Genomic DNA, 12519 nt, shown 5'->3' with positions numbered 1-12519 from the left:
GCCCCGGTGGAAATGTCGATTACATCGAAGCGACTTGGGTGACTGACATTCAGTACCCGATCACCCCGCCCTTGAAACGGACAGTTCAAGGGTTGTCGTTTGCACAGGAGCTTCACATGGACGCTGTACTTCATCGCCTCTTATCGCTGCCTCGCGGCCTGCTGCTGACCCCACTCCTGCTGGGGGGCTGCCTGTACGACCTGGACTTCAGCCAACTCGGCCAGACGGGCAAGACCGGGATCGAACCGCTCTCCAGCATCTTCGAAACCCCGGAATACAAGGCTCAACGCGCGCTGGCCGTGGTCAAGGCGTCGGCACTTTATGCACAGGGTGGCACCGGCAAAGGCATCAACGTGGCCGTCATCGACTCGGGCCTCAATACTGAGTTGCCCGAATTCAAGGATCGCCTCGCCACACCCGGCCACGACTATGTGCGTAATGTGCCGGAACTGATCGACCCTCACGGCCATGGCACCCAGATGGCCGGTATTATCGCCGCCAACCGCGACGGCGAAGGCATGCACGGCATCGCCTTTGACGCCAAGCTGATCGCCATGCGCATCGGCGACGACAACGAACCGTTCTTTTTCGACGACCAGATCGCCCGCGCCTGGCGAGACAGCTTCGCGGCCGGGGCCCGAATCCTGAGTAACTCCTGGGCCAATGACATTCCCGCCACCGAAATCACTGAAGCGCGCTACAAACAAGTGATGGGCGATTCCTTGCCAGTCGCTCGCCAGTTGGTGACCGACGGTGCCGTGTTTATTTTTCCCACCGGCAATGAGCTACGCCGCGAACCCCTGGCCGAACCTGGCCTGCCCATGGCATTGCCGGAGCTGGAAAAAGGCCGGATCGCAGTGGTCGCGCTGAAGAATGACGGTACGGCCATCAACCGGAAATCCAACTACTGCGGCGTGGCCGAACGCTGGTGCATTGCGGTCCCGGGCGGAGATGGCGGCCTCGGCAAAGGCCTGCTCACCACCAGTGCCAAGGGCGGCTACAAGGAAACCGCCGGTACCTCGCCCGCCGTGGCGCTGGTCAGTGGTGCGCTCGCCGCCCTGCACAGTCGCTTTCCCGAACTCACGCCCCAGCAACTGCGTGATGTATTGCTCGATAGCGCCAACAACAGCGGGCTTTTTGCCAAGGGCGAGGCTTACGGACGCGGCCTGATGGATCTGGAGGCAGCGGCGCGACTGGCCACCGAACGCGCGAGAAAACAGACCGCCGGCTGACTTCAAGTTCAAGTCCCGCACGCCGATACAAGCCCTACGGAGTCGACCGCAGGGCTTGCAGACTTTGACCGTACAACCCGGCTTTTCGGGAAAATGGCATTTCTGTGAACCCGTCGTTACTGGCGCACAGCCGTTTCACGGTTTGATCTCCGCCCCCAAAGCCCGTGAGAACGCGCCACTATTGGCAGCTCACCAAGGAAGGTAGCGGCGACATGCATCACCCCGAGCAAGAAGATGACGATGGCGTCATCCGTTTCAAGCGCCTGCACCCCGAACATTTTGACGTAGTGCTGGGATCGCATCCGACGAAACAGAAAGTGCCGCGCCCTGTACAACCGAGGTCCTACGGACTGTGGGTACTGGTACTGATACTGGTCGGCATGCTCGGTTACATGGTGGTCAACCGCAACAACCACCAGATCCCTGTCGCGCCACCGCCAACGGCTGAGCCGGTGCCGATAGAAGCACCCGTGCAGCCCGAAGCGCCGGTAGAGCACGTGGAGCCGGTGCAACCGCCTGCCGCACCCAGCGCCAAGATCGCGCCAGCTCCGCAGCAGGTGGTTGTCGTGGTGCAGACCCAGGCCCCGGCGGCTGTACCCGCTCCCACTCCGAAGGCCCAGGGCCTGGTGTCGGCCAGCTACCTGGCCGGCTACCACGCCGAATTGAATGCGCCTGAAGCCCGGCAGACGCGCCCGTTCGAAATCGCCACGGTCAGCATTCGCGAATGGGACGGGCGCGACCGTTATCAGGCGAAATGGCGGATCTTCAACAACGTCATCGACAACGCCAGCGTCTGCGGTAACTTCCTGGCCAGCAGCACCGAACACCGCGAATGCCGCAAATCGGCGGAGGTGTTTTTCAAGGAACAATGCGGCGAATGGGGCAAGCGCTGGGACCGTGACCAGGATGAGAAAAGCAAAGGAATGCGGGAGCGCTATTGCACGGCGATGAAGACGTATAGCGCGGCGGGGTAAATAGCATGCCGTCGCTGCCAATTCAGCGATAGGGTTTGGTCACCCTACAAACAATTTCATGCACTGCGGGCATCTCAGCCATTGCAGCGTATTGCTATGGCGGCTGTGTGCGGGACGCCCCACCAGAACACCAGCGACACGAACTCACTCCTGTAGCCGCTTTTTGGTTATCGACGGCATGACCGCCAGACAATAAAAAACCGCCCCTAAGGGCGGTTTTCTTGAAGCGGATAACCAGACCTGATTACAGCTTCGGCCCAGCTGCCTTGATCGCGTCGCTCACGTCGAACTTCTTGAAGTTCTCGATGAACAGACCCGCCAGCGCTTTCGCCGCTTCGTCGTAGGCAGCCTTGTCAGCCCAGGTGTTGCGTGGGTTCAACAGGCCAGTCTCGACGCCCGGTACGGCCAATGGCACGTCCAGGTTGATGGTGTCCAGGTGCTCGGTCTCGGCACCGATCAACGCGCCGCTCTGGATCGCTGCAATCACGCCACGGGTGGTCGGGATGTTGAAGCGCTTGCCGACGCCGTAGCCGCCGCCGGTCCAGCCGGTGTTGACCAGGTAGACCTTCGAGCCGAAACCACGGATACGCTTGATCAGCAGTTCAGCGTATTCACCAGCCGGACGCGGGAAGAACGGCGCGCCGAAGCAGGTGGAGAAAGTCGACTTGATGCCGGAACCCGAACCCATTTCGGTCGAGCCCACCAGTGCGGTGTAGCCGGACAGGAAGTGGTAAGCGGCCTGTTCTTCGCTGAGGATCGACACTGGTGGCAGTACGCCGGTCAGGTCGCAGGTCAGGAAGATCACGGCGTTTGGCTCGCCACCGAGGTTTTTCGGTGCGCGTTTTTCGATCAGTTCGCGCGGGTAGGCCGCACGGCTGTTCTGGGTCAGGCTGCTGTCGGCGTAGTCGGCCTTTTTGTTGGCGTCCAGCACGACGTTTTCCAGCACGGCGCCGTGCTGGATGGCTTTCCAGATCACCGGCTCGTTCTTCTCGGACAGGTCGATGCACTTGGCATAGCAACCGCCTTCGATGTTGAACACCACGCCTTCGCCCCAACCGTGCTCGTCGTCGCCGATCAGGTAGCGGCTTTCGTCGGCGGACAGGGTGGTCTTGCCAGTGCCCGACAGGCCGAAGAACAGGGTCACGTCACCGGCTTCGCCCATGTTGGCGGCACAGTGCATCGGCAGCACGTCAGCCGCCGGCAGCAGGAAGTTCTGTACCGAGAACATGGCCTTCTTCATTTCACCGGCGTAACGCATGCCGGCGATCAGGACTTTCTTGGCCGCGAAGTTGATGATCACGGTGCCGTCGGAGTTGGTGCCGTCACGCTCTGGCACGCACTCGAACTCCGGCACGTTGAGGATCTGCCACTCGTCCTTGCCACCGGCGTTGTACTGGCCGGCTTCCGGATTGATGAACAGGCAACGGCCGAACAGGTTGTGCCAGGCGGTACCGGTGGTCATCTTGACCGGCAGGTAGTGCGCCGGGTCGGAACCGACATGCACGTGGGAAACAAAACGCTCGCGCTCGCCGACGAAGGCTTCGACGCGGTTCCACAGGGCATCGAACTTGTCGGCCGGGAACTTGCGGTTGATCGGGCCCCAGGCAATGGCGGCCTGGGTGGAAGGCTCTTCGACGATGAAACGGTCGACCGGCGAACGACCGGTACGGTGACCGGTGCGAACGACCAGCGCGCCGGTGTCGGCGAGTTCGCCTTCACCACGAGCCAGGGCTTCTTTTACCAGATCGTCGACACTCAGATCGGTGTACACGGCATTGATTGCTTGCGTCATGAGATTCCCCGTCGGCCACTGGCCGAGTGCTCCAAACGTTTTGTAGTAGAAAGTCGTGCACTACTACCGCGAAAAAAGTGGGCCGGATTATGCCAGAAAAGCCCAAAAAGAGTAGGGTCCTCCTGTCAGAACGCCCGTTTTCTGTCATTTGACAGGAGATTTACCTGCGCTGAACCGTTTTAGTGACGAGTATCTGACGGGGTGTCGACGCCGGCACCGGCGAACAATTGCGCAATATCGGCGGCGTCGAACAGGTAACGCTGGTTGCAGAACTGGCAATCGACCTCGATGTTGCCACCGTGCTCGACCGCCAGTTGCTGGGCATCTTCCTGCCCCAGGCTGACCAAGGCATTGCCCGAACGCTCCCGCGAACAGCTGCAGTGGAAACGCAGCGGCTGGAGGTCGAACAGGCGCACGGCCTCTTCGTGGTAGAGGCGGTGCAGGACGGTTTCGTTGTCCAGGCCCAGCAGTTCGTCGGCGGTCAGGGTGCTGCCCAAGGCCGTCAGGTGCTGCCAGCTGGCGTCGCGCTCGTCCTGGTCGCGCAGGCGGTCGGCGGGCAGTTGCTGCAGCAGCATGCCACGGGCACGACGGCCGTCGGCATGGAGCCAGAAGCGTGTGCCGACCTGCTGGGACATGACGAAGTAGTTGGTGAAACAATCCGACAGGGTTTCGCCATCGAGATCGACGATGCCCTGGTAGCGCTGGCCCTGGGTCGGATCGACGGTCAGGGCGAGGACGCCGTTGGGCATCAGGTCGGCCAGGGTCGCGTCGGCGCCGATCTGCTCCGCGTCGTAACGGGCCAGGCCGCGGATTTCGCGCTCGCTGGAGCATTCGATCATCAACAGCGGCACCGGGCCTTCGGAACGCGCCTGGAGAATCAGCAGGCCGTCGAATTTCAGGGTACCGACCAGCAACGACGCGGCGGCCATCAGTTCGCCGAGCAGTTGCGCGACAGGCTCAGGGTAAGTGTGCTTGGCCAGCACTTCGGCGTAGCTGTGCTCCAGCGACACCAGTTCGCCGCGGGTGTCGCTGTCATCGAAGATGAAGCGCTGGGTGTAGTCGGTGTCCGGTAGATCTGACATAGGTATCGATTCTGAAAGTAGGAATAAGGGTGTTCGGCCCAGGAAAGCTGAGCATTTTATGAACAAACGGGATCTGTACCAAGCAACATGGGGGCGAATGTCGCTCAGTCAAGGACCGGAGGCTTCGGGTTATGCCCTACTCGGCGCCACTGTCACGGAACTTGAACAAATCTCGTCGCTGTTTCTTGCTCGGCTTGCCGTCGGTGGTCAGGCCCAGCGCACCGGCCTTGCGTTGCGCCGCGGCAGCCTCGCGCCTGGCCAGGCTTTCCTCGGTTTCAGCATAGAGCGTCTGCGCTTCGGGAGCGCCGCGGCGGACCAGTGACAGCGCCTGCACCACCACCGTCCGTTCGTCGAAACCGGTGCGAATCTGTATTTCGTCGCCCACCCGCGGCTCCTTGCCCGGCTTGCAGCGCTCGCCGCGACAATGCACCTTGCCGCTTTCAATCGCCGCCTTGGCCAGGGCACGGGTTTTATAGAAGCGCGCCGCCCACAACCATTTGTCCAGCCGAACCTTGTCGTCCTCTTCCGCCTTTTGCGCCACTGCCCTTCCTCAAACTGAAATATTGTCGAACTGTACTACCGTTGCCGTCGAAGCTGAACGGCCCTGGTCAGTCTAGAATGCCAGCTGATCCAGAGGGTAATTTCACGACCGGAAACAGGTCGCAGAGATAACTGTCGCCATTTACCCGATATTCTGCGTGAATACCGCGATTACGGCTGCCGGGCAGCCAGAGCGCCTTTCTCATCGGTTGAGCATTTTGAAGACATTTGACCATTTGACTGTAGTGGGTCTGCGCGAGTGGGTGGCGCTTCCGGATCTGGGAGTCGCCGGCCTGCGGGCGAAGATCGACACCGGCGCCAGCACCTCCAGCCTGCACGCCACCGATATCGAGCCGTTCGAGCGCGACGGGAAGCCGTGGGTACGTTTTACCGCCCATCTGGGCAGCGTGGTGCAACTGCGCCACCGGCGCTGCGAAGCGCCGCTGCTGACGATGAAGACCATCAAGAGCTCCAACGGCCAGGCCCAGGTGCGTTACGTGATCGCCACCACCCTGGCCCTGGGCGACCGGGTCTGGCCGGTGCAGTTCACCCTCGCCTGTCGCAAGGCCATGCGCTATCGCCTGTTGCTCGGTTCCAAAGCCCTGATCGATGGCCAACTGGTGGTCAATCCAGAGCACAAATACGTTCAAGACAAACCGGTTTTCCCGGTCACTACTACCTCTGCCACAGGTGTTGCATGAAGATCGCTGTGCTGTCGCGTAACCCGCGTCTGTATTCCACTCGTCGCCTGGTAGAGGCCGGCGTCGCCCGCGGCCATGAGATGGTGGTGGTCGACACCTTGCGTGCCTATATGAACATCGCCAGCCACAAGCCGCAGATCCACTATCGCGGCAAGCCCCTGGAGGGTTTCGATGCGGTGATCCCGCGGATCGGCGCGTCGGTGACCTTTTATGGCTGCGCGGTACTGCGCCAGTTCGAAATGATGGGGGTGTTCCCCCTCAACGAGTCGGTGGCCATTGCCCGTTCACGGGACAAGCTGCGCTCGCTGCAATTGCTGTCGCGACGCGGGATCGGCCTGCCGGTGACCGGCTTTGCTCACTCGCCGGACGATATCCCCGACCTGATCGCGATGGTCAACGGTGCGCCGCTGGTGATCAAGGTGCTCGAAGGCACTCAGGGCATCGGCGTGGTGCTGTGCGAAACGGCGACGGCGGCGGAGTCGGTGATCGAGGCGTTCATGGGCCTGAAGCAGGACATCATGGTCCAGGAATACATCAAGGAAGCCGGTGGCGCCGATATCCGCTGCTTCGTGGTGGGCGACAAGGTGATCGCGGCGATGAAGCGCCAGGCCAAGCCCGGGGAGTTCCGCTCCAACCTGCATCGCGGCGGCAGCGCCAGCCTGATCAAGATCACCCCGGAAGAACGCATGACCGCCATTCGCGCGGCCAAGGTGATGGGCCTGAGCGTGGCCGGGGTGGATATCCTGCGCTCCAATCACGGGCCGCTGGTGATGGAGGTGAACTCCTCGCCGGGCCTGGAAGGGATCGAGGTGACCACCGGCAAGGATGTGGCCGGGATCATCATCGAGCACATCGAGAAGAATGGCGGCCCGAACATGACCCGGACCAAAGGTAAAGGCTAGACCGCGTCGCGGGGCAGCATCAGCCCCAACGGCAGGCGAACCCGCGCTTCCAGACCACCACCGGTGCGGTTGCGCAGTTCGACATTGCCGCCATGCATCGCGGCGATCCGCTTGACGATTGCCAGCCCCAGGCCCGTGCCCTTGCCGCCACGGGCCTTGTCGCCCCGGGTGAAGGGGTTGAAGATGCCCTCCAGTTCCGCCGGATCGATCCCCGTGCCCCGGTCCATGACGCTCAGCACCACATAAGGTGCGCTGCTGTCGCCCGAGACATAGGCCGCCACTTCCACGCCTTCGCCTGCATGGTGCAAGGCGTTGCCGATCAGGTTGTTCAACAGCCGCTTCATCGACACCCGGCGCAACGGAAACGGCTGGATCGGTTGCAGCCGTGTGCGCACCCGCTCTTCGGTCTGGTTGTAGGGCACCACCACCTCGCGCACCAGTTCGCTCAGGTCGACCTCTTCCACCGATTCGTCACGACCGTCGCGGATAAAGGCGAGGAACTGGTCGAGAATGGCGTCCATGTCCTCGATATCCCGCACCATTTCATCGCTGAGATCATCGTGGCGGCCCATCAGCTCCAGCGACAGGCGCAACCGCGTCAACGGCGTGCGCAAGTCATGGGACACCCCCGCCAGCATCAGTTCCCGCTCTCGCCCCGCCTGTTCGACGTCCTCGGCCATCTGGTTGAAGGCCCGGTACACCTCGGTCATTTCGCTCGGGGTATCACTGATCGGCAGCCGTACGCTACGTCCCTGGCCCAGCTGCCGCGCCGCATCCACCAGGCGTTTCAACGGCTGGTTGAGCTGGCTGACGAAGATCCAGGCCGATGCGGTGGAAAGCAGCCCGATCGCCAGGAACCAGCCCAGCACGCTCCAGATCTTCTGCCCGCGCAACGGATGCGGGTACAGCGGCACTTTCAACCAACCGGCGCCCAGGCTCGGCGCCCGAACCCACAGGGCCGGTGGCGAATGCATGCGCAGCCGCACCTCGGTGTCGGCCCCCAGCTCGGCCTGCATCTGGCGCTGGTAGATTTCACTGTAGGGCCAGTGCTGTTCGCCTTCCGGCACCCCGCCACTGACCACCCGGATCAGGCCGGCCGCATCGGCGATCTTGTCGCGATCATCCTCGTCCGCCGCCCAATAGGCGCGCAAGGTCAGGGCCACGCCGTGACTGTACTGACGGTCCACCAGCACGTCCTCGTTCATCAGCAGGTACACCAGGGTCAGCGCCTTGGAGAACAGCACGACGATCAGCACCAGCCAGAGGGTGCGAGCGAAGAAACTTTGGGGGAACCAGAGAGGGGTTTTCATGGGCAGCCGCTGGACACTTTGCAGAAGCGAGCGGGCGGGCTCGCATATTGCGGATTGCGACTCGCCCGGGGGCTTGCGCACACCCGGGCGAATCGTTCCTACCAATCAACCGGTGCCAGCCAAGAGGCACCCGGTATCGTCACTTGGTCGCGGTGCCGTCCGGCACGAACACATAACCCACGCCCCAGACGGTCTGGATGTAGCGCGGCTTGGACGGGTCCGGTTCGATCATGCGACGCAGACGGGAAATCTGCACGTCGATGGAACGCTCCAGGGCATCCCATTCACGACCACGGGCCAGGTTCATCAGTTTGTCGCGGGTCAGCGGCTCACGGGCATGCATGACCAGCGCCTTGAGCACGGCGAACTCACCGGTGGTGAGCATGTGCACTTCCTCGCCACGCTTGAGTTCGCGGGTGGCGAGGGACAGTTCGTAGTCGCCGAAGGTCACGCTTTCGTCTTCGCTGCCCGGTGCGCCCGGCACCGGTGCCGACTGGCGGCGCAACACGGCCTTGACCCGGGCCATCAGTTCGTCGGGGTTGAAGGGTTTGGCCAGGTAGTCGTCGGCCCCCAGCTCAAGGCCCTTGATCCGGCTCAGCTCGTCGCCCTTGGCGGTGAGCATGATGATCGGCACCTGGTTGTTCGCCGCGCGCAGGCGGCGGCAGGCGGTCAGGCCGTCTTCGCCGGGCAGCATCAGGTCCAGGACCACCAGGTTGAACACTTCGCGTGACAGCAGGCGGTCCATCTGTTCTGTATTGGCCACTGCGCGGGCCCGATAGCCCTTGCTGGTGAAAAAACGTTCCAGCAGGCTGCTCAGCCCCGGATCGTCATCAACGATGAGAATTTTTTCGCCTTCAGCAGTGTTTGCAGTGCTGCTCATTGGATGCTCCTTTGATCTCGGCACGCATTATGGGGTCTGCGGCCCTTATCCGTATCCGGTGCATTGTTAGCAGATTTTTCCTCAACTACCAGTAAACGCTCTAAAGACCCGCGCGGGCGCACAATCCCCGCAAGCCCGGAACGCCGGTTATAATGCGCCGCCTCTTGTCTCAGGCAACGTCTGATCATTGCTGTGCGGTGCCGCTCTTTATTTTCCAAGGCACACAGCAATGTGCTGATTTCATGGGTCTCAAGGCTGCCTTTTGATCCCAAACCAGATTCGTCCCCATGGCTTGAGAGCCCCGACGCATCTGCTTTCACACTTTGTCAGGTGGTTTTATGGACAGCATCAACAGCCGCATCGCCGAAGAACTCGGCGTCCGCCCACAACAGGTCGAAGCGGCCGTCGCTCTACTCGATGAAGGCTCCACCGTGCCCTTCATCGCGCGCTACCGCAAGGAAGTCACCGGCAGCCTGGATGACACCCAGCTGCGTCATCTGGAAGAACGCCTGCGCTACCTGCGGGAACTCGACGAACGGCGTATCAGCATCCTCGCCAGCATCGAGGAGCAAGGCAAGCTGACCCCGGAACTGGCCCGTGAGATCAAGCTGGCCGACACCAAGACCCGTCTCGAAGACCTTTACCTGCCCTACAAGCAGAAGCGCCGCACCAAGGGCCAGATCGCCCTCGAAGCCGGCCTCGGCGAACTGGCCGACGGCCTGTTCAACGATCCATCGCTGACCCCGGAAAGCGAAGCGGCACGCTTCGTCGACGGCGAAAAAGGCGTGGCGGACGTGAAGGCGGCGCTGGAAGGCGCCAAGTACATCCTGATGGAGCGCTTCGCCGAAGATGCCGGCCTGCTGGACAAGCTGCGCAACTACCTCAAGCAGGAAGCCACCCTCAGTGCCCGGGTGATCGCCGGCAAGGAAGAAGAAGGCGCCAAGTTCCGCGACTACTTCGAACACGACGAACCCCTGAAAAGCATGCCGTCGCACCGCGCCCTGGCGATTTTCCGCGGCCGCAACGAGGGCATCCTGGGCTCCGCGCTGAAAGTCGGCGACGAGCTGCCGGGCACCCTGCACCCATGCGAAGGCATGATCGGCCAGCACGTCGGCATCCAGAACCAGAACCGCCCCGCCGATAAATGGCTCGGCGAAGTGGTGCGCTGGACCTGGAAGGTCAAGCTCTACACCCACCTGGAAACCGACCTGCTGGGCGAACTGCGCGACGGCGCGGAAACCGAGGCGATCAACGTCTTCGCCCACAACCTGCACGACCTGCTGCTGGCCGCTCCGGCCGGCCCGCGCGCCACCCTGGGCCTGGACCCGGGCCTGCGCACCGGCTGCAAGGTCGCGGTGGTCGACGCCACCGGCAAGCTGCTGGACCACGCCACCGTCTACCCGCATGTGCCGCACAACAAGTGGGACCAGACCCTGGCCGTGCTCGCCGCCCTGTGCGCCAAGCACTCGGTGGACCTGATCGCCATCGGCAACGGCACCGCCAGCCGCGAAACCGACAAGCTGGCCGCCGAGCTGATCAAGAAATACCCGGCCATGAAGATGACCAAGGTCATGGTCTCCGAAGCCGGTGCATCGGTGTATTCCGCCTCTGAACTGGCGGCCAAGGAATTCCCCGACCTGGATGTGTCGATCCGCGGTGCCGTGTCCATCGCCCGCCGCCTGCAGGACCCGCTGGCCGAACTGGTGAAGATCGACCCGAAATCCATCGGTGTCGGCCAGTACCAGCACGACGTGTCCCAGCTCAAGCTGGCCCGTGGCCTGGATGCGGTGGTGGAAGACTGCGTGAACGCCGTAGGCGTGGACGTGAACACCGCCTCGGTGGCGCTGCTGGCACGGATTTCCGGCCTCAACACCACCCTGGCGCAGAACATCGTCAACCACCGTGATGAAAACGGTGCGTTCAAGACCCGCGCCGCGCTGAAGAAAGTCGCCCGCCTGGGCGAGAAGACCTTCGAGCAGGCCGCCGGCTTCCTGCGGGTGATGAACGGCGACAACCCGCTGGACTCCTCCGCGGTGCACCCGGAGGCCTACCCGCTGGTACAGCGCATCGCCGCCGAAACCGACCGCGACATCCGCTCGCTGATCGGCGACGCCAGCTTCCTCAAGCGCCTGGACCCGAAGAAGTTCACCGATGAAACCTTCGGCCTGCCCACCGTCACCGACATTCTCCAGGAACTGGAGAAGCCGGGCCGCGACCCGCGTCCCGAGTTCAAGACCGCCGCGTTCCAGGACGGCGTCGAGGACCTCAAGGACCTCGAACCCGGGATGATCCTCGAAGGCGTGGTGACCAACGTCACCAACTTCGGTGCCTTCGTCGATATCGGCGTGCACCAGGACGGCCTGGTGCATATCTCGGCACTGTCCGAGAAGTTCATCAAGGACCCGCGTGAAGCAGTGAAAGCCGGTGATGTGGTGAAGGTCAAGGTCATGGAAGTCGACATCCCGCGCAAACGCGTCGGCCTGTCGATGCGCATGAGCGACACCCCGGGCGAGAAGGTCGACGGTGCCCGTGGCTCGCGTCCGGGCTCGGCGCCGCGGCCGTCGCAGAACAACGCGCCACGCAAGGAAAGCACGGCCGCCGCGCCGAGCAACAATGCCATGGCCTCGCTGTTCGCCAACGCCAAGCAGTTGAAGAAACGCTGATGGAGATTCCTGACGGCCTGACCCAGAGCGCCTTCAGCGAGATGCTCGGCTGCCGCCTGCAACGCCTGGAAACCGGTGTTGCCGAGGTGGCCCTGGCGCTGGAACCGCACCTGCGCAATCGCGGCAACGTGATGCACGGCGGGGCGATCTTCAGCCTGGTGGACATTACCATGGGGCTGGCCTGTTCCAGCGCCCATGGCTTCGACCAGCGCAGCGTGACCATCGAGTGCAAGATCAACTACATGCGCGCGGTGGCCGAGGGCGAAGTCCTGTGCACCGCCACGGTCATCCACCCGGGTCGCCGCACCCTGGTGGTCGAGGCCGAGGTGCGTCAAGGCGACAAACTTGTCGCGAAAGCACAAGGCACGTTCGCTGTTCTCTAGCCGCTCCCGCTCGATTTGGGTTAATTTCGACACTGTGAACGCAGTGTCGGGGTTTTCCCT

The 12519-nt window shown here is 62.7% G+C and carries 11 protein-coding genes; 6 read left to right on the top strand and 5 right to left on the bottom strand.

What is annotated here, in order from left to right; genetic code table 11:
• Positions 1-116 precede the first annotated feature (116 nt).
• Together NUH87_RS18710 and NUH87_RS18705 are read left to right on the top strand one after the other, a co-directional pair.
• Positions 117-1232, top strand: coding sequence for a S8 family peptidase (locus NUH87_RS18710; protein ID WP_338522214.1), 1116 nt, complete (start codon positions 117-119; stop codon positions 1230-1232).
• Between the two features lie 212 nt (positions 1233-1444).
• Positions 1445-2206 (top strand): hypothetical protein, encoded by a 762-nt coding sequence (locus tag NUH87_RS18705; RefSeq protein ID WP_338522213.1) that lies wholly within the window; start codon positions 1445-1447, stop codon positions 2204-2206.
• A gap of 244 nt (positions 2207-2450) precedes the next feature.
• On the opposite strand, the gene NUH87_RS18700 is transcribed toward NUH87_RS18705, so the two are convergent.
• The 3 genes from NUH87_RS18700 to NUH87_RS18690 form a co-directional block, all read right to left on the bottom strand.
• Complete coding sequence (locus NUH87_RS18700) at positions 2451-3998, bottom strand: phosphoenolpyruvate carboxykinase (RefSeq protein ID WP_338522212.1); 1548 nt, start codon at positions 3996-3998, stop codon at positions 2451-2453.
• A 179-nt stretch (positions 3999-4177) separates the two neighbouring features.
• Complete coding sequence (gene hslO, locus NUH87_RS18695) at positions 4178-5080, bottom strand: Hsp33 family molecular chaperone HslO (protein WP_040071572.1); 903 nt, start codon at positions 5078-5080, stop codon at positions 4178-4180.
• A 136-nt stretch (positions 5081-5216) separates the two neighbouring features.
• Positions 5217-5621: an RNA-binding S4 domain-containing protein gene (locus tag NUH87_RS18690; RefSeq protein WP_338522211.1), complete on the bottom strand. Its 405-nt coding sequence runs from the start codon at positions 5619-5621 to the stop codon at positions 5217-5219.
• A gap of 217 nt (positions 5622-5838) precedes the next feature.
• Between NUH87_RS18690 and NUH87_RS18685 the strand changes: the two genes are divergently transcribed.
• Positions 5839-6321: an ATP-dependent zinc protease gene (locus tag NUH87_RS18685; protein WP_040071747.1), complete on the top strand. Its 483-nt coding sequence runs from the start codon at positions 5839-5841 to the stop codon at positions 6319-6321.
• On the top strand, positions 6318-7223 hold the full coding sequence (rimK, locus tag NUH87_RS18680) for a 30S ribosomal protein S6--L-glutamate ligase (protein ID WP_040071574.1): 906 nt from the start codon (positions 6318-6320) through the stop codon (positions 7221-7223). The genes NUH87_RS18685 and rimK overlap by 4 nt, the downstream gene beginning before the upstream one ends.
• On the opposite strand, the gene NUH87_RS18675 is transcribed toward rimK, so the two are convergent.
• Positions 7220-8533, bottom strand: coding sequence for an ATP-binding protein (locus NUH87_RS18675; RefSeq protein ID WP_040071575.1), 1314 nt, complete (start codon positions 8531-8533; stop codon positions 7220-7222). The two genes, rimK and NUH87_RS18675, sit on opposite strands and share 4 nt — an antisense overlap.
• Positions 8534-8672: 139 nt before the next feature.
• Positions 8673-9413, bottom strand: a complete 741-nt coding sequence (gene ompR / locus NUH87_RS18670) for a two-component system response regulator OmpR (RefSeq protein ID WP_040071576.1) — start codon at positions 9411-9413, stop codon at positions 8673-8675.
• A gap of 338 nt (positions 9414-9751) precedes the next feature.
• Here ompR and NUH87_RS18665 point away from each other — a divergent pair, with 338 nt between their 5' ends.
• Together NUH87_RS18665 and NUH87_RS18660 are read left to right on the top strand one after the other, a co-directional pair.
• A complete protein-coding gene (locus NUH87_RS18665) occupies positions 9752-12076 on the top strand; it encodes a Tex family protein (protein WP_338522209.1) in 2325 nt (774 codons plus the stop codon).
• On the top strand, positions 12076-12459 hold the full coding sequence (locus tag NUH87_RS18660; RefSeq protein ID WP_338522208.1) for a PaaI family thioesterase: 384 nt from the start codon (positions 12076-12078) through the stop codon (positions 12457-12459). The genes NUH87_RS18665 and NUH87_RS18660 overlap by 1 nt, the downstream gene beginning before the upstream one ends.
• Positions 12460-12519: the final 60 nt, after the last annotated feature.

The organism is Pseudomonas batumici (genome assembly GCF_036585405.1).
GTDB classification, from domain to species: Bacteria; Pseudomonadota; Gammaproteobacteria; order Pseudomonadales; family Pseudomonadaceae; genus Aquipseudomonas; species Aquipseudomonas batumici.
This window is presented reverse-complemented; position numbering and strand designations above follow the sequence as displayed.

Bases quoted from the DNA above. Each gene is read 5' to 3' on its own strand.
- NUH87_RS18710 (WP_338522214.1), top strand. From the start codon at position 117: ATGGACGCTGTACTTCATCGCCTCTTATCGCTGCCTCGCGGCCTGCTG.
- NUH87_RS18705 (WP_338522213.1), top strand. From the start codon at position 1,445: ATGCATCACCCCGAGCAAGAAGATGACGATGGCGTCATCCGTTTCAAG.
- NUH87_RS18700 (WP_338522212.1), bottom strand. From the start codon at position 3,998: ATGACGCAAGCAATCAATGCCGTGTACACCGATCTGAGTGTCGACGAT.
- hslO (WP_040071572.1), bottom strand. From the start codon at position 5,080: ATGTCAGATCTACCGGACACCGACTACACCCAGCGCTTCATCTTCGAT.
- rimK (WP_040071574.1), top strand. From the start codon at position 6,318: ATGAAGATCGCTGTGCTGTCGCGTAACCCGCGTCTGTATTCCACTCGT.
- NUH87_RS18675 (WP_040071575.1), bottom strand. From the start codon at position 8,533: ATGAAAACCCCTCTCTGGTTCCCCCAAAGTTTCTTCGCTCGCACCCTC.
- ompR (WP_040071576.1), bottom strand. From the start codon at position 9,413: ATGAGCAGCACTGCAAACACTGCTGAAGGCGAAAAAATTCTCATCGTT.
- NUH87_RS18665 (WP_338522209.1), top strand. From the start codon at position 9,752: ATGGACAGCATCAACAGCCGCATCGCCGAAGAACTCGGCGTCCGCCCA.
- NUH87_RS18660 (WP_338522208.1), top strand. From the start codon at position 12,076: ATGGAGATTCCTGACGGCCTGACCCAGAGCGCCTTCAGCGAGATGCTC.